Origin of the sequence: Alkalilacustris brevis, assembly GCF_003350345.1 — a bacterium.
Lineage (GTDB): Bacteria > Pseudomonadota > Alphaproteobacteria > Rhodobacterales > Rhodobacteraceae > Alkalilacustris > Alkalilacustris brevis.
The window spans coordinates 1-15,849 of the sequence record NZ_QNVJ01000026.1; the positions used below are offsets into that span (position 1 = coordinate 1).

A 15,849-nucleotide genomic window follows, 5' to 3' on the forward strand; every position below is an offset into this window, starting at 1 on the left:
TCCCGGCAGGCGCTTCAGACGCTTCACATCTTGGAACGTAGACAGTTTCTTGAGCGCCGCGCCGGTGGCGACGTCAGGCACTGGCGCCTACCCAGGCAGGCGCTGCCCTCGGGTCTCCTCTCAAGCCGGGTTATGTAGAGGGCTCTCAATGCGATACCCCTGTGCGACCGGGCGGCAGCCAGATGCCTGCGGCGTCAGTCTTCCAGATGCAGGGTGACGCGGCGGTTCTGGCGGCCCTTCTTCTCGATCTTGCCCAGCCGCACGGCGCCTATCTCGCCGGTGCGGGCCACATGGGTGCCGCCGCAGGGCTGCAGGTCGACCTGCCCGGCGCCGCTGCCGATCCGCACCAGCCGCACCCGGCCCTGCCCCATTGGCGGCTTGACCGCCATGGTTTTCACCATCTCGGGGTTCGCGGCCAGTTCCTCATCCGTGATCCAGTCTTCGGTGACCGCAAGATCACGCGCGATCAGGTCATTGAGTGCAACCTCCAGCGCGCCCTTGTCCTCGGGCGCCTCGGGCATGTCGAAATCGAGCCGCCCCTTGCCATCGCCGATCTGCCCGCCGGTGACCGGCAGCGGGATCACCACCGAAAGCAGATGCAACGCAGTGTGCACCCGCATCAGCCGGTGCCGGCGCGCCCAGTCGAGCCGCTGCACCACTCGCGCGCCCACCGCGGGCACCGCCTGCGGCGCGGATGGCACCAGCACGATCGCGCCCTCCTCGCCCTTGACGGTGGTACCGATGCCCAGCGCGCCGCCCTCCCAGTCGAGCACGCCGGAATCGCCCGGCTGGCCGCCGCCGGTCGGGTAGAAGATGCAGCGATCGAGCACCACGCCCCCGTCGGCGGTCAGCCCGGTGACGCGCGCCTCAAGCTCGCGCTCATAGGGGGCGGAACGAAAGACAGGTTCAGTCATGCGGGGCTCCTTGCCTGATGGGTCTGGGCTGGTGGGGCTGGTGGTTCGGGCGGCAATGCCACGGGCGGGGGCTGCGCGGGTCCTCAGTCGGTGAAGACGCTGGGCAGATCGCGCGGCGCACGCGCAAGCCATTCGGGCGCGGGCAGCCCTTTCTCGCGCAGGAACTCGGGGTTGAACAGCTTGGACTGATAGCGATTCCCATAATCGCACAGCACCGTGACGATGGTGTGCCCCGGCCCCATTTCGCGTGCCATGCGCATCGCGCCGGCGATGTTGATGCCGGTCGAGCCGCCCATGCACAGCCCCTCGTGCTGCAACAGGTCGAAGACGATCGGCAGCGCCTCGCTGTCGGGGATGCAATAGCTGAAATCGGGCTTGAGCCCCTCCAGATTGGCAGTGATGCGCCCCTGCCCGATGCCCTCGGTGATCGAGCTGCCCTCGGCCTTCAGCTCGCCGGTGGTGTAGAAGCTGTGCAGCGCCGCGCCCTCCGGGTCGGCCAGGCCCATCTTCACGCCTTTGGGCTGAAGCGCCTCGGCCACGCCCGCAAGCGTGCCGCCCGAGCCCACCGCGCAGATGAAGCCATCGACCTTGCCGCAGGTCTGCTCCCAGATTTCGGGGCCGGTGGTATCGACATGGGCCTGCCGGTTGGCCACATTGTCGAACTGGTTGGCCCAGATCGCGCCATGCGGCTCCGATTTCGCCAGCGCCTCGGCCAGCCGGCCCGAATAACGCACGTAATTGTTGGGGTTACGGTAGGGCACCGCGGGCACCTGCACCAGCTCGGCACCGGCAAGGCGCAGCATGTCCTTCTTTTCCTGGCTCTGGGTCTCGGGAATCACGATCACCGTGCGATAGCCCAGCGCCGCCCCCACCAGCGCCAGCCCGATGCCGGTGTTGCCCGCCGTGCCCTCGACGATGGTGCCGCCCGGCTCCAGCAGGCCGCGCTTTTCAGCATCGCGGATGATCCAGAGCGCGGCGCGGTCCTTGACCGACTGGCCGGGGTTGAGAAACTCGGCCTTGCCCAGAATCTCGCAGCCCGTTGCCTCGCTGGCCGCCTTCAGGCGGATCAGCGGCGTGTTGCCGACGGCATCGGGAAGATCCTTGTAAACACGCATCGCACGCCCTCCTTGCTACTGCTTCCTGATAGGGGGGCACGCGCCGGAACTCAAGCGCCCTGCCCGCGCCGGTGCCCGGCTTTTCACGATCACCGCCCCTGCCGCTCACCCTGCCGCCCGTCGCACCGCCAGCCCTTCACTGTGAGAAAAATATCCCCGCCGGAGGCACCGGCGCGGGGCCAAGGGCCGCAGGCCCGCCGCGCCACCGCGCCGCTTGCCCCCGCCCGCGCGCTGGGGCACAACAGCCGCATGGCAAAACCCGGCCCCGGCTTCACCTGCTCTGCCTGCGGCGCCCCCCATCGCAAATGGGTGGGGCGCTGCGATGCCTGCGGCGCCTGGGACAGCGTGATCGAGGAGGCACCGCTGAGCACCGCGCCGCGTGCCCTTTCCGGCAAGGGCCGGCGGGTCGCGCTGAGCTCGCTTGCCGCAACCACCCCGCCGCCGCCGCGCACCGGATCGGGCATGGCCGAGCTTGACCGCGTGCTGGGCGGCGGGCTGGTCCCGGCCTCGGCCATCCTGGTGGGCGGCGATCCGGGCATCGGCAAATCCACGCTGCTGCTGCAGGCCGCCGCCAGTTTCGCGCGCGCCGGCCTCAAATGCCTGTATGTTTCCGGCGAGGAGGCCGCCGACCAGGTGCGGATGCGCGCCCGGCGGCTGGACCTTGCACAAGCGCCGGTCATGCTGGCCGCCGAGACCAACCTGCGCGACATCCTCACCACCATGGATGCCGAGCGCCCCGATCTGGTGATCATCGACTCGATCCAGACCATGTGGCTGGATACTGTGGAAAGCGCGCCGGGCTCGGTCGCGCAGGTGCGCGGTGCCGCGCATGATCTGGTCAGCTTCGCCAAGCGGCGCGGCACGGCGGTGGTGCTGGTGGGCCATGTCACCAAGGACGGCCAGATCGCCGGCCCCCGCGTGGTCGAGCACATGGTCGATTGCGTACTCTATTTCGAGGGCGAGCGCGGGCATCAGTTCCGCATCCTGCGCGCAGTCAAGAACCGCTTCGGCCCGGCAGGCGAGATCGGCGTCTTCGAGATGACCGGCGACGGCCTGGCCGAGGTGGCCAACCCCTCGGCGCTGTTTCTGTCGGAACGCGACCACCCCGCGCCCGGCTCGGTGGTGTTCGCCGGGATGGAGGGCACGCGCCCGATGCTGACCGAGATCCAGGCGCTGGTCGCCGCCTCGCCACTGGGAACGCCGCGGCGCACGGTGGTCGGGCTGGACAGTGCGCGGCTTTCCACCATCCTTGCCGTGCTCGAGGCCCGCTGCGGCATTCCCTTCGCCGGGCTTGACGTGTTTCTCAATGTCGCGGGCGGGATGCGGGTGGGCGAACCCGCCGCCGATCTGGCCGTGGCCGCCGCGCTCTTGTCGGCGCGCGAGGACATCGCGGTGCCAAACAAAACCGTGATCTTCGGCGAAATCAGCCTCTCGGGCGCGCTTCGGCCGGTGGGCCAGACAGAAAACAGGTTGAAAGAAGCCCAAAAACTTGGTTTCTCACATGCCATCGTGCCCGCGCGCAGCAAGACCGGCGACAAGGACGCCCTGCGGGTGCGCCAGATGCCCGACCTGACGGCGTTCGTGGGCGAGATGTTCGGAGCAGGCTGACCGGAGGGCGGGGCCGCATGGAAGGGTTCACATTGGTCGATGGCATCGTGGCCGGGGTCGTGCTCGTTTCGGGCATACTGGCCTATGCGCGTGGCCTTGTGCGCGAGATCATGGCGATCATGGGCTGGGTCGCGGCGGCGGCGCTGGCGTTTTTCCTGGCCCCCTCGGTCGAGCCGTTGATGCGTGAAATCCCCGTGGTCGGCGGGTTTCTTGCCGATAGCTGTGAGTTGAGCGTGATGGCAGGCTTCGCGCTTGTCTTTGCGCTGGGTCTGGTGCTGGCGGCACTGTTCACGCCGCTGTTTTCCTCTGCGGTGCGGCGCTCGGCGCTGGGCGGGGTGGACATGAGCCTGGGCTTTCTCTTCGGCGTGGCGCGCGGCGTGCTGCTGGTGGTGGTGGCGCTGATCGTCTACGAGCGCGCGATGGCGCCCGGCTCCATGCCCACGGTGGAAAGCAGCCGCTCGGCCGCGGTGCTGGGGCGGCTTCAGGGCAGCATAGAAGAAGGCGTGCCCGACGACGTGCCCAACTGGATCGTGCGCCGCTATGAGGACATGGTCGCCGGCTGCACCCCCCCGAGTTGATCCCGCCCGGCCCCGCCGCGCCCGACCGGCGCCCGCATACCGCAATCTGTCGTGACAGAGTGCAACAGCGGGGTGACATGGGGCACGCACTGGGCTAAAGGGACGCCGAACACCGCGACTGCGCGAAAGGACCAGGACGCAATGCGTCAGCTGCCCAGCCACCCGTTCGACGATGACAAGCTCAAGGAGGAATGCGGCGTATTCGGCGTGATCGGCGTGACCGACGCGGCGAATTTCGTGGCCCTCGGCCTGCACGCGCTCCAGCACCGCGGGCAGGAAGCCGGCGGCATCATCACCCATTACCCCGAAACCGGCTTTCACTCGGCGCATCGATTCGGGCTGGTGCGCGACACCTTCACCAAGACCAGCGTGATGGAAACGCTGCCCGGCTCGATCGGAATCGGGCATGTGCGCTATTCCACCGCCGGATCGAAAGGCGCCACGGCGATTCGCGACGTGCAGCCCTTCTTCGGCGAATTCGCCATGGGCGGCGCAGCGATCGCGCATAACGGCAACATCACCAACGCGGTGGCGCTCAGACGCGAGCTGATCGAACGCGGCTCGATCTTCCAGTCGAATTCCGACAGCGAATGCATCATCCACCTGATGGCCCGCTCGATCCAGAAGAACATCCCCGAGCGGATGAAAGACGCGCTGCGCCGGGTGGAAGGCGCGTTTTCGATCGTCGCGATGACGCGCACCAAGCTGATCGGCGTGCGCGACGCGCTGGGGGTGCGGCCGCTGGTGCTGGGGCAGCTTGGCGACGGCTGGGTGCTCAGCTCCGAGACCTGCGCGCTCGATATCATCGGCGCCGAATTCGTGCGCGAGGTCGAACCGGGCGAAATGGTCGTCATCAGCGCCCGGAACGGCGTCGAGAGCAGCCGCCCCTTCGAACAGAAGCGCCCGCGCTTCTGCATCTTCGAACATGTCTATTTCTCGCGCCCCGATTCGATCCTGAGCGGGCGCTCGGTTTACGAGACCCGCCGCGCCATCGGCGTGGAACTGGCGCGCGAGGCCCCCGCCGAAGCCGACATCGTCTGCCCGGTGCCCGATTCGGGCACGCCGGCGGCGATCGGCTACAGCCAGCAATCGGGCATCCCCTATGCCATGGGGATCATCCGCAACCAGTACATGGGCCGCACCTTCATCGAACCCTCTGAGCAGATCCGCAACATGGGCGTGCGCCTCAAGCTCAACGTCAACCGCGCGCTGATCCGGGGCAAGCGTGTGGTGCTGGTCGATGACAGCGTGGTGCGCGGCACCACCAGCCTGAAGATCAAGGAAATGATCCTCGACGCGGGCGCGGCCGAGGTGCATTTCCGCATCGCTTCCCCGCCGACCACCTGGCCCTGTTTCTACGGCGTCGACACGCCCGAGCGCGAAAAGCTGCTGGCCGCGACCATGACCACCGAGGAAATGCGCACCTATATCGGCGTGGACAGCCTGGCCTTCATCTCGCTCGACGGGCTTTACCGCGCCGTGGGCGAGGCGAAAGGCCGCAACAACGCCGCCCCGCAATATTGCGACGCCTGCTTCTCGGGCGAATATCCCGTCCGCCCCAGCGACATGATCGAGGCAGGCCGCATCCGCCTCAAGGAAGATCCGGTCCCCGCCGGGGAATGACGCACTCCCGGAACAACCCCGGCGAGTCCTTCCGCGGCCGGCTCAACGCTCAATTCAAGACCCGGACCGGCAGGAAGCCCGCCGCGCGCCCCTTGCCTGCGGGGGCCTCCGGCGGGGATATTTTACTCACAGTGAATTTGCGGGTGTGCGCGCCGTCTCTTCACTGTGAAGGAAATATCCGCGCCGCAGGCATCGGTGCGGCGCAGCCGCGCCGAAACCTCGGGCTCGTGCCGGGGCGGCGCGGCTTCGACTTCGGCCGCATTCACACGGCCAGAAGGCGCGAGAACAGCGTCTCCAGATAGTCTTCGGCACCGTCAAAGGGGTCGCTGTGCGGGCCGCGCACCATGCGCATCTGGGCCTCGAAATCGGCATAGTTCTGCGTCAGCGCCCAGATCGAGAAGATCAGGTGCATCGGGTCCACATCGGCGATCCGCCCGGCCTGCGCCCAGCCCCGGATCACCGCGGCCTTTTCGGCGACCAGCGCGCGCAACTCGGTGCGGATGAAGCCCTCGATCCGCGGCGCGCCCTGCAGGATCTCATTGGCGAAGAGCCGGCTTTCGCGCGGAAAGTCGCGCGACATCTGTATCTTGCGCCGCACATAAGCCAGGATTTCCGCGCGCGGCTCGCCGTCGGGGTCGATCGCGCGCAAGGGGGCAAGCCAGCTGTCCAGCAGATCGCCCAGCAGGCTGCGGTGGATGGCCTCCTTGTTGTCGAAGTAATAGAGCAGATTGGGCTTGGACAGCCCGGCCTCGGCGGCGATCTGGTCGAGCGTGGCGCCGCGGAACCCATGCTGCGAGAACACCTCGAGCGCGGCTTCCAGGATCAGTTTGCGATTGCGGCGCTGGATTCGGGTGAGCGGCGCGGCGCTGGCGGTGTTCATGGCGCGCCCTCCGCCCTGTCCCTCCCGGCGGCCTCCGGCGCCGGCGGCTCGAGCCCGATGCCGCGCAAGATGATGCCGCAGACCGTTTCGGTCGCGTCCTGCCATTGCGCATCCGACAGCGGGTGCCCGCCGTTGAGGGTTTCGATCTGGTGGGCGAAATCGGCGTAATGCTGGGTGGTTGCCCAGATCATGTAGAGAAGCCAGCGCGGCTCCACCGGGCGGATCAGCCCGGCATCGATCCAGCGCCGGATCACCGCGATGCGTGTCTCGGTCCAGTCGCGCAGCGTCACCTCGAGATAATCCTGGATGATCGGCGCGCCCTGCATCACCTCGTTGGCCCAGACTTTCGAGCCAAAGCGGTAATCGCGCGACATCTGCATCTTGCGCGCGATGTAGCGGCTGAGCGCGCGCTCGGGCGTGGCCGAGGTCTCGAAGGAATCCGCGGCCTCCAGCCAGATGTTGAAGATACGTTCGACCACGCGGCGGTAGAGCACCTCCTTGGAGGACAGGTAGTAATGCAGATTCGCCTTGGGCAGCCCGGCCTTGTCGGCGATCAGCTGCATGGTCGCGCCCCCGAAGCCGCGTTCGGCAAAGACCTGTTCGGCTGCAGCGAGGATACGGCGCTCATTCTCTTCGCGGATATCCGTCCTGCTGCCGGTTTTCGCGGCACTTTCGGTTTGGGTCATTCGGTGTCCGGTCTGCCTTGACAATCATTCTTGACTGATTGGTCAACTCTGGTAGCGTCAAGCTCGCTGCATTTCAACAGACGAAAATCCGGCACCACCGTCAAGCCTGACGCGCACAGATATGACCCAGCCGGTGCAACAGTGGAGAAACCGCCATGGCACTTGATCGCCCCAAGGTTCCGAACGACCTGAACGCGTTCTGGATGCCCTTTACCGCCAACCGGCAGTTCAAGAAGACGCCGCGCATGTTCGTGGCGGCCGAGGGGATGCACTATACCACCGCCGACGGCCGGCAGGTGCTCGATGGCACGGCGGGGCTGTGGTGCTGCAATGCCGGGCACTGCCGCCCGCGCATCACCGAGGCGATCCAGAAACAGGCGGCCCAGCTGGATTATGCCCCGGCCTTCCAGATGGGCCACCCGCTGGCCTTCGAGCTGGCCAACCGGCTGGTCGACATGGCCCCTGAGGGGATGAAGCACGCCTTCTTCACCAACTCCGGCTCCGAAAGCGTGGATACCGCGCTCAAGATCGCGCTGGCCTATCACCGCGCGCGTGGCGAAGGCAGCCGCACCCGCCTGATCGGGCGCGAGCGCGGCTATCATGGGGTGAATTTCGGCGGCATCTCGGTGGGCGGGATCGTAAACAACCGGCGCATGTTCGGCACGCTGCTGGCCGGCGTCGACCACCTGCCCCACACCCATCTGCCCGACAATGCCTGGACCCGCGGCCAGCCCGAACATGGCGCCTGGCTGGCCGAGGACCTGGAGCGCATCGTCGCGCTGCACGGGGCCGAGACCATCGCCGCCGTGATCGTGGAGCCGATGGCGGGCTCGACCGGGGTGATCCTGCCGCCAAAGGGGTATCTGGAGCGGCTGCGCGAAATCTGCACGAAGCACGGGATCCTTTTGATCTTCGACGAGGTGATCACCGGCTTCGGGCGGCTCGGGTCAAGCTTCGCGGCGGAACAATTCGGCGTGCAGCCCGACCTGATCACCCTTGCCAAGGGCTTGACCAACGGGGTCATCCCGATGGGCGCGGTGCTGGCCACCGGCGAGATACACGACGCCTTCATGCAGGGCCCCGAGCATGTGATCGAACTGTTCCACGGCTACACCTATTCGGGCAACCCGATTGCCTCGGCCGCCGGGATCGCCACGCTGGAAACCTATCGCGAGGAGGGACTGTTCGAGCGCGCGGCCGAACTCGCCCCCTATTGGGAGGACGCGCTGCACAGCCTCAAGGGCACGCGGCACGTCATCGACATCCGCAACATGGGCCTGATCGGCGCGATCGAGCTTGACCCGATTGCGGGCGCGCCCACCAAGCGCGCCTTCTCGGCCTTCCTGAAGGCTTACGAGAAGGGCGTGCTGATCCGCACCACCGGCGACATCATCGCCATGTCGCCGCCGCTGATCATCGAGAAGGAACACATCGACCAGCTTGTCGGCACGCTCAGGGACGTGCTGGAAGGGCTGGACTGAGAACGGGCGGCGCGAGAGCCGCACGACACCGGAAGGAAGGGGCCGCCAAAGAGCCCGACACAACAGCAGGAGAGTTGCCATGACGGCCCCCGCCGCCAACATGAAGATCAACGCCGACCGCCTGTGGGACGCGATCCATGAAATGGCCGAGATCGGCCCCGGTGTGGCGGGCGGCAACAACCGCCAGACGCTGACCGACGAAGACGGCATCGCCCGCGCGCTATTCCAGAAATGGTGCGAAGAGGCCGGCGGCACCATCGGCGTGGATGAAATGGGCACCATGTTCGCCCGCTTCGAGGGCACCGACGCGGCGGCCGACCCGGTCTATGTGGGCAGTCATCTCGACACCCAGCCCACCGGCGGGCGCTATGACGGGGTGCTGGGGGTGCTCGCGGGGCTGGAAATCATCCGCACGATGCGTGACCTGGGCATCAAGACCCGCCGGCCCATCGTGGTGGTCAACTGGACCAACGAGGAAGGCACGCGCTTTGCGCCTGCGATGCTGGCCTCGGGTGTCTTCGCCGGGGCGCTGGAGCGCGACTGGGCCTATGACCGCCGCGACGCCGAGGGCAAGCGCTTCGGCGACGAGCTGGAGCGCATCGGCTGGAAGGGCGACGAAAAGGTGGGCGCGCGCAAGATGCACGCCTTTTTCGAGCTGCATATCGAACAGGGCCCGATCCTTGAGGCCGAGGGCAAGGAAGTGGGCATCGTCACCCACGGCCAGGGCCTGCGCTGGGTGCAGTGCACCGTCACCGGCAAGGGCCAGCACACGGGCTCGACGCCGATGTACATGCGCCGCAATGCCGGGCGCGCGCTGGCGCGGGTGACCGAGCTGGTGCACGAGATCGCGATCGACCGCCAGCCCAACGCGGTGGGCGCGATCGGGCATATCGATGTCTATCCCAACTCGCGCAACGTGATCCCCGAGAAGGTGGTCTTCACCGTCGATTTCCGCAGCCATGTGCTGGAGACGCTGGAAGACATGGTCGAGGAGCTGCTGGAGACCGCGCCGGGCATCTGCGCCGATATCGGCGTGAAGTTCGAGGCGGAAATCGTGGGCCAGTTCGACCCGCCCGCCTTCGATGAGACCCTGCTCGCCCGCCTGCGCGACGCCGCCGGGCGGCTGGGGCTGAGCCACCGCGACCTGATCTCGGGCGCCGGCCACGATGCCTGCTGGATCAACCGCGTGGCCCCCACCGCCATGGTGATGACCCCCTGCGTCGACGGGCTGAGCCATAACGAGGCCGAGGAGATCAGCAAGGAATGGGCTGAAGCCGGCGCCAATGTGCTGATGCACGCGGTTCTGGAGACGGCGGAGGTGGTGGGGTGAATGGCATGGCGGGGGGCCAGCCCCCCGCGCCCCCCGGGATACTTCCGCCAAGAAGAAAGCAGGAGTGTGGCGCGCATCGCACTCCGTGAACTCAGGGAGATACAAGACCATGAGCACCGTTATCCGCAACGGCACCATCGTCACCCATGACCTGACATACAAGGCCGATGTAAAGGTCGAGGATGGCAAGATCGTCGAGATCGGCGCGAACCTGAAGGGCGCGCGCGAGCTTGACGCCTCGGGCTGCTATGTGATGCCCGGCGGGATCGACCCGCATACCCATCTGGAGATGCCCTTCATGGGCACCTATTCCTCGGATGATTTCGACAGCGGCACCCGCGCGGCGCTGGCCGGCGGCACCACCATGGTGATCGATTTCGCCCTGCCCCAGCCCGGCCAGGGGCTGCTCGATGCGCTGCAGATGTGGCACAACAAGTCCACCCGCGCGCATTGCGACTACAGCTACCACATGGCGGTGACATGGTGGAGCGAGCAGGTCTTTGACGAAATGGCGCAGGTGATCGGCAAGGGCATCACCAGTTTCAAGCATTTCCTCGCCTACAAGGGCGCGCTGATGGTCAATGACGACGAGCTGTTTTCCAGCTTCCGCCGGGTGGCCGAGCTGGGCGGCATCGCCATGGTCCATGCCGAGAATGGCGACGTGGTGGCCGAGCTTTCGGCGAAACTGCTGGCCGAAGGCAATGTGGGCCCCGAGGCGCATGCCTATTCGCGCCCCTCCCAGGTGGAGGGCGAGGCCACCAACCGCGCGATCATGCTGGCCGACATGGCGGGCGTGCCGCTATACGTGGTGCACACCTCCTGCGAGGAAAGCCACGAGGCCATTCGCCGCGCCCGCCAACTGGGCAAGCGGGTCTGGGGCGAGCCGCTGATCCAGCATCTGACGCTCGATGAGAGCGAGTATTTCAACCCCGACTGGGACCATGCCGCGCGGCGCGTGATGTCGCCCCCCTTCCGCAACAAGGCGCACCAGGACAGCCTGTGGAACGGGCTTCAGGCGGGGTCGCTTTCGGTGGTGGCCACGGACCACTGCGCCTTCACCACCGAGCAGAAGCGCTATGGCCTGGGCGATTTCACCAAGATCCCCAACGGCACCGGCGGGCTGGAGGACCGGATGCCGATGCTCTGGACCTATGGCGTGGGCACCGGTCGCATCACCATGAACGAATTCGTGGCGCTGACATCGACCAATGTTGCCAAGATCTTCGGCATGTATCCGAGGAAAGGCGCCATCAGTGTGGGGGCGGATGCCGATATCGTGGTCTGGGACCCTGAGGCGGAAAAGACGATCACGGCGACCGCGCAGACCTCGGCCATCGATTACAATGTCTTCGAGGGAAAGCATGTGAAGGGGCTGCCGCGCCATGTGCTCACCCGCGGGCGGCTGGCGATTGACGGTGGCGCGGCGCAACCGCAGGAAGGTCACGGCCAGTTCGTCGCGCGCGAGGCGAACGGCCCCGTCAACAAGGCCCTGTCAAGATGGAAGGCCCTGACCGCCCCGCGCCCGGTGGAACGCAAGGGCATTCCCGCATCAGGGGTCTGACCCCGGACGCCACGCCAGGCAAGCCCCGACGGGGCTTTCCCCGCCCAGCAGGAAAACGAGACGCGATGAAAGACACCCAGCCCTCCTCCGCCCCGGTCATCGAGGCCCGTGACCTCAACCTGACATTCGAGACCGCCGATGGCCCGATCCACGCCCTGCGCGATGTGAACCTGACCGTCGGAAGAGGCGATTTCGTCAGCTTCATCGGCCCGTCGGGCTGCGGCAAGACGACCTTCCTGCGGGTGATCGCCGATCTTGAGCAGCCCAGCTCGGGCGAGATCGAGGTCAACGGCATGACCCCCGATGCCGCCCGCCGCGCCCGCGCCTATGGCTATGTGTTCCAGGCTGCCGGGCTTTACCCGTGGCGCACCATCGCGGGCAATGTGAAGCTGCCGCTGGAGATCATGGGCTATTCGCGCGCCGAGCAGGAAAAGCGCGTGGCGCAGGTGCTGGAACTGGTGGAGTTGTCGGGGTTCGAGAAGAAATTTCCCTGGCAGCTTTCGGGGGGGATGCAGCAGCGCGCCTCGATCGCGCGGGCGCTGGCGTTCGATGCCGAACTTCTGCTGATGGACGAACCCTTCGGCGCTTTGGACGAGATCGTGCGCGACCGCCTGAACGAGGAGTTGCTGCGCCTCTGGGCGCGCACGCAGAAGACCATCTGTTTCGTGACCCACTCGATCCCCGAGGCGGTGTATCTTTCCACCCGGATCGTGGTGATGTCGCCGCGCCCCGGGCGGATCACCGATGTGATCGAAAGCCCGCTGCCGCGCGAGCGCCCGCTCGATATCCGCGACACGCCGGAATTCATCGAGGTGGCCCACCGCGTGCGCGAGGGCCTGCGCGAAGGGCATGGCGATGACTGAACCCGCCATTTTCGCAACCGCACGACCGGGGCATGACAGCCGGGGGGCGCGGGTCGCATGAGACAGTCGTTCTTTCCGGTTCTGACTGTCGTCGCGGTGATCGTGGCGCTCTGGTACGCGGCCTGCGTGCCGATGAACGGCCAATGGGCGCGCGACCAGGCGCAGCGCGCCGGGGTCGAACTCAGCTTTGGCGAGCTGGTGGCCGACACGCTCAGCCAGCAGCGGCCGCGCCTGCCCGCCCCGCACCAGGTGGCGGTGGAATTGTGGAATTCCACCATCGTCGAAGAGGCCACCGGGCGGCGCGGCCTGTGGAACACCGGCAGCCTGTCGAACCGCTCGCTGATCTATCACGGCTGGATCACGCTTTCGGCCACGCTGCTAGGCTTTGCCATCGGCACCGGGCTGGGGATCGTGCTGGCCATCGGCATCGTGCACAACCGCGCGATGGACCAGTCGGTCATGCCCTGGGCGATTGCCAGCCAGACCATCCCGATCCTCGCCATCGCGCCGATGATCATCGTGGTGATGAATGCCATCGGCATCACCGGGCTGATCCCCAAGGCCATCATCTCGGCCTATCTGTCGTTCTTTCCCGTGGTGGTGGGCATGGTGAAAGGGTTGCGCGCCCCCGACGGGATGCAGCTCGACCTGCTGAAAACCTATAACGCCACGCGGGCCGAGACCTTTGCCAAGCTGCGCTGGCCCTCGTCGATGCCCTATCTCTTCGCCTCGCTCAAGGTGGGCATCGCCGCCGCCATCGTCGGCGCCATCGTGGCCGAGTTGCCCACCGGTGCGGTGGCGGGGCTGGGCGCGCGGCTGCTGTCGGGCAGCTATTACGGGCAGACGATCCAGATCTGGTCAGCGCTGTTTGCCGCGGCGATCCTGGCGGCTTCGCTTGTGGCGCTGATCGGGCTGGCCCAACGCATCACGCTTGGACGCATGGGGATGGACCGATGAGCAGCACGAGCGCCCCCCTTCCCGCCACCCCGCAAGTGCGCGCCGGTCGGATGCAGTTCTGGGGCATGGCGCTGTGCACCCTGCTGGCTGCCGCACTGGCCCCGGCAGCCGCCGGCACAGCGCCGCCCTTCACCGCCATCAGCGGGCTGATCCTGGCCGCTGTCGCCGCCTTCATGGGCAGCCGCCGCCTGCCCCTGGCCCCGGCGCTGGCGCTTGCGGGCGCCGGACTGATCCTGGCCATGGCCAGCCTTGTGCTCGCGGCCGCGCCGCCCGCCAGCGCGCCCTTCTGGCTGGCCATGGCGGCCACCTGGCTGGGGCTGTGGATGTATGTGGCCTGGCTGGCCGATCTGAACCTGCGCGCCCCGGCACTGGCGCGCGCGCGCAGCCTTGCCACGCCCGCGATCTTCGGCGCGACGCTTCTGTGGCTGTGGGAGGTGGGCGTGAGTGCCGGCGGCGTGGCGCGGGTGATCCTGCCCGCGCCCAGCGTGATCGCCGAGCGCTTCGCCCGCTCCACCGACATCCTTTGGATCGATTTCGTGCAGACCATCGTCAAGGGCGCCTTTTCAGGCTTCGCCATCGGCGTGGGCGCGGCGCTGGTCTTCGCGGTGTTCGTCGACCGCTCGCCGTTTCTCAAGCGCGGGCTGCTGCCGGTGGGCAATTTCGTGGCCGCCCTGCCGATCATCGGCACCGCTCCGATCATGGTGATGTGGTTCGGCTTTGACTGGCCGTCCAAGGCCGCGGTGGTGGTGGCGATGGTGTTCTTTCCGATGCTGGTCAACACCGTGCAGGGCCTCGCCGCTTCGGGGGCCATGCAACGCGACCTGATGCGCACCTGGTCGGCCAGCTACTGGCAGAGCCTGTGGCACCTGCGGTTGCCCGCCGCGATGCCCTTCATCTTCAACGGGCTCAAGATCTGTTCGACTCTGGCCATGATCGGGGCCATCGTTGCCGAGTTCTTCGGCTCCCCGACCCGTGGCATGGGCTTCCGCATCTCGACCGAAGTCGGGCGCTTGCAACTCGACATGGTCTGGGCGGAAATAACCGTGGCGGCGATCGCCGGATCGGCGTTCTACGGTCTTTGGGCCGTGCTCGAAAAACGGGTGACATTCTGGCACCCCTCGCAGCGCGGACGATAATCAAGCAGCCCGTATCCAGGGCATCAACAAGGAGGTCATTGAAATGAACACGAAACGGATCGGAGGGCTGGCACTCGCCAGCACGATGCTGGCCGGCACGGCCTGGGCCGATGACGTGACCCTGCAGCTCAAATGGGTCACGCAGGCGCAGTTCGCGGGCTACTATGTCGCGCTCGAGAACGGCTATTTCGACGACGAGGGCCTCAATGTCACGATCCGCCCCGGCGGACCCGACATCGCACCCCCACAGGTGATCGCCGGCGGCGGCGCCGATGTGATCGTCGAATGGATGCCCGCGGCGCTGGCCGCGCGCGAGGCCGGGCTGCCGCTGGTCAACATCGCGCAGCCGTTCAAATCCTCGGGCATGATGCTCACCTGTCTGCGCGACACCGGCGTCACCGGGCCAGAGGATTTCCCCGGCCGCACCCTGGGCGTGTGGTTCTTCGGCAATGAATACCCGTTCCTGAGCTGGATGAGCACACTGGGCATCCCGACCGAGGGCGGAGCCGACGGCGTGGAGGTGCTGCGCCAGGGCTTCAACGTCGATCCGCTGTTGCAGCGCCAGGCCGACTGCATCAGCACCATGACCTATAACGAATACTGGCAGGTGATCGACGCCGGCATCGCCGAAGACGAACTGATCAACTTCAAGTATGAGGATCAGGGCGTGGCGACGCTGGAGGATGGGCTCTGGGTTCTGGAGGACAACCTCGAGGATCCCAATTTCGTCGATCGCATGGCCCGCTTCGTGCGCGCCTCCATGCGCGGCTGGGACTGGGCCGCCGAGAACCCCGAGGAAGCCGCGCTCATCGTGCTCGACTACGATGAAACCGGCGCCCAGCAGGAGCACCACCAGATCCGCATGATGGGCGAGGTCGCGCTGCTGACCCAAGGCTCCAACGGCAGCCTCGACCCCGACGACTACGAGCGCACCGTGCAGACCCTGCTCGGTGGCGGTTCTGATCCGGTCATCACCGCGCATCCCGGCGACGCCGCCTGGACCAGCGCCGTCACCGACCAGGCCTTCCAGTAAGGAAACCGCACTCAGGGCCGGTCATCATGGCCGGCCCTGTTCTGCCCCTCGGGCGGGGCCTCTGTCCCCCTTGCCAGGGCGCTT

General features: G+C 67.0%; 14 protein-coding genes. 10 read left to right on the forward strand and 4 right to left on the reverse strand.

Annotated features, from left to right (window positions below; genetic code table 11):
• Positions 1 to 194: 194 nt before the first annotated feature.
• Both DQ229_RS03655 and DQ229_RS03660 read right to left on the reverse strand, forming a co-directional pair.
• Positions 195 to 914 carry an alanyl-tRNA editing protein gene (locus tag DQ229_RS03655; RefSeq protein ID WP_114964922.1) on the reverse strand — a complete coding sequence of 240 codons (720 nt, stop codon included), beginning with the start codon at positions 912 to 914 and terminating at the stop codon, positions 195 to 197.
• An 83-nt stretch (positions 915 to 997) separates the two neighbouring features.
• Positions 998 to 2,029: a cysteine synthase A gene (locus DQ229_RS03660; RefSeq protein WP_114964923.1), complete on the reverse strand. Its 1,032-nt coding sequence runs from the start codon at positions 2,027 to 2,029 to the stop codon at positions 998 to 1,000.
• Between the two features lie 249 nt (positions 2,030 to 2,278).
• Here DQ229_RS03660 and radA point away from each other — a divergent pair, with 249 nt between their 5' ends.
• The 3 genes from radA (at position 2,279) to purF (ending at position 5,838) form a co-directional block, all read left to right on the forward strand.
• Positions 2,279 to 3,637 (forward strand): DNA repair protein RadA, encoded by a 1,359-nt coding sequence (gene radA, locus DQ229_RS03665; protein WP_114964924.1) that lies wholly within the window; start codon positions 2,279 to 2,281, stop codon positions 3,635 to 3,637.
• 17 nt (positions 3,638 to 3,654) lie between these two features.
• Positions 3,655 to 4,215 (forward strand): CvpA family protein, encoded by a 561-nt coding sequence (locus tag DQ229_RS03670; protein ID WP_114964925.1) that lies wholly within the window; start codon positions 3,655 to 3,657, stop codon positions 4,213 to 4,215.
• A 141-nt stretch (positions 4,216 to 4,356) separates the two neighbouring features.
• Complete coding sequence (gene purF / locus DQ229_RS03675; protein ID WP_114964926.1) at positions 4,357 to 5,838, forward strand: amidophosphoribosyltransferase; 1,482 nt, start codon at positions 4,357 to 4,359, stop codon at positions 5,836 to 5,838.
• 262 nt (positions 5,839 to 6,100) lie between these two features.
• On the opposite strand, the gene DQ229_RS03680 is transcribed toward purF, so the two are convergent.
• A complete protein-coding gene (locus tag DQ229_RS03680) occupies positions 6,101 to 6,718 on the reverse strand; it encodes a TetR family transcriptional regulator C-terminal domain-containing protein (protein WP_114964927.1) in 618 nt (205 codons plus the stop codon).
• Positions 6,715 to 7,404, reverse strand: coding sequence for a TetR/AcrR family transcriptional regulator (locus tag DQ229_RS03685; protein WP_114964928.1), 690 nt, complete (start codon positions 7,402 to 7,404; stop codon positions 6,715 to 6,717). The genes DQ229_RS03680 and DQ229_RS03685 overlap by 4 nt, the downstream gene beginning before the upstream one ends.
• A gap of 155 nt (positions 7,405 to 7,559) precedes the next feature.
• On the opposite strand from DQ229_RS03685, the gene aptA reads away from it, so the two are divergent.
• The 7 genes from aptA (at position 7,560) to DQ229_RS03720 (ending at position 15,765) form a co-directional block, all read left to right on the forward strand.
• Positions 7,560 to 8,885 (forward strand): omega-aminotransferase AptA, encoded by a 1,326-nt coding sequence (aptA, locus tag DQ229_RS03690; RefSeq protein ID WP_114964929.1) that lies wholly within the window; start codon positions 7,560 to 7,562, stop codon positions 8,883 to 8,885.
• 79 nt (positions 8,886 to 8,964) lie between these two features.
• A complete protein-coding gene (locus tag DQ229_RS03695; RefSeq protein ID WP_114964930.1) occupies positions 8,965 to 10,215 on the forward strand; it encodes a Zn-dependent hydrolase in 1,251 nt (416 codons plus the stop codon).
• Positions 10,216 to 10,324: 109 nt separating this feature from the next.
• A complete protein-coding gene (hydA, locus tag DQ229_RS03700; protein ID WP_114964931.1) occupies positions 10,325 to 11,776 on the forward strand; it encodes a dihydropyrimidinase in 1,452 nt (483 codons plus the stop codon).
• A 65-nt stretch (positions 11,777 to 11,841) separates the two neighbouring features.
• Complete coding sequence (locus DQ229_RS03705) at positions 11,842 to 12,639, forward strand: ABC transporter ATP-binding protein (protein ID WP_114964932.1); 798 nt, start codon at positions 11,842 to 11,844, stop codon at positions 12,637 to 12,639.
• Between the two features lie 57 nt (positions 12,640 to 12,696).
• Positions 12,697 to 13,596 (forward strand): ABC transporter permease, encoded by a 900-nt coding sequence (locus DQ229_RS03710; protein ID WP_114964933.1) that lies wholly within the window; start codon positions 12,697 to 12,699, stop codon positions 13,594 to 13,596.
• Positions 13,597 to 13,892: 296 nt separating this feature from the next.
• Positions 13,893 to 14,732: an ABC transporter permease gene (locus DQ229_RS03715; RefSeq protein ID WP_114964960.1), complete on the forward strand. Its 840-nt coding sequence runs from the start codon at positions 13,893 to 13,895 to the stop codon at positions 14,730 to 14,732.
• Between the two features lie 43 nt (positions 14,733 to 14,775).
• The gene (locus tag DQ229_RS03720) at positions 14,776 to 15,765 is read left to right on the forward strand and encodes an ABC transporter substrate-binding protein (RefSeq protein WP_202909499.1); all 990 of its coding nucleotides are present in this window, start codon (positions 14,776 to 14,778) and stop codon (positions 15,763 to 15,765) included.
• Positions 15,766 to 15,849 lie beyond the last annotated feature (84 nt).

What these genes read in the sequence shown, in the direction of transcription:
- DQ229_RS03655 (WP_114964922.1), bottom strand. Translation starts at nt 914, where the DNA reads ATGACTGAACCTGTCTTTCGTTCCGCCCCCTATGAGCGCGAGCTTGAG.
- DQ229_RS03660 (WP_114964923.1), bottom strand. Translation starts at nt 2,029, where the DNA reads ATGCGTGTTTACAAGGATCTTCCCGATGCCGTCGGCAACACGCCGCTG.
- radA (WP_114964924.1), top strand. Translation starts at nt 2,279, where the DNA reads ATGGCAAAACCCGGCCCCGGCTTCACCTGCTCTGCCTGCGGCGCCCCC.
- DQ229_RS03670 (WP_114964925.1), top strand. Translation starts at nt 3,655, where the DNA reads ATGGAAGGGTTCACATTGGTCGATGGCATCGTGGCCGGGGTCGTGCTC.
- purF (WP_114964926.1), top strand. Translation starts at nt 4,357, where the DNA reads ATGCGTCAGCTGCCCAGCCACCCGTTCGACGATGACAAGCTCAAGGAG.
- DQ229_RS03680 (WP_114964927.1), bottom strand. Translation starts at nt 6,718, where the DNA reads ATGAACACCGCCAGCGCCGCGCCGCTCACCCGAATCCAGCGCCGCAAT.
- DQ229_RS03685 (WP_114964928.1), bottom strand. Translation starts at nt 7,404, where the DNA reads ATGACCCAAACCGAAAGTGCCGCGAAAACCGGCAGCAGGACGGATATC.
- aptA (WP_114964929.1), top strand. Translation starts at nt 7,560, where the DNA reads ATGGCACTTGATCGCCCCAAGGTTCCGAACGACCTGAACGCGTTCTGG.
- DQ229_RS03695 (WP_114964930.1), top strand. Translation starts at nt 8,965, where the DNA reads ATGACGGCCCCCGCCGCCAACATGAAGATCAACGCCGACCGCCTGTGG.
- hydA (WP_114964931.1), top strand. Translation starts at nt 10,325, where the DNA reads ATGAGCACCGTTATCCGCAACGGCACCATCGTCACCCATGACCTGACA.
- DQ229_RS03705 (WP_114964932.1), top strand. Translation starts at nt 11,842, where the DNA reads ATGAAAGACACCCAGCCCTCCTCCGCCCCGGTCATCGAGGCCCGTGAC.
- DQ229_RS03710 (WP_114964933.1), top strand. Translation starts at nt 12,697, where the DNA reads ATGAGACAGTCGTTCTTTCCGGTTCTGACTGTCGTCGCGGTGATCGTG.
- DQ229_RS03715 (WP_114964960.1), top strand. Translation starts at nt 13,893, where the DNA reads ATGGCGGCCACCTGGCTGGGGCTGTGGATGTATGTGGCCTGGCTGGCC.
- DQ229_RS03720 (WP_202909499.1), top strand. Translation starts at nt 14,776, where the DNA reads ATGAACACGAAACGGATCGGAGGGCTGGCACTCGCCAGCACGATGCTG.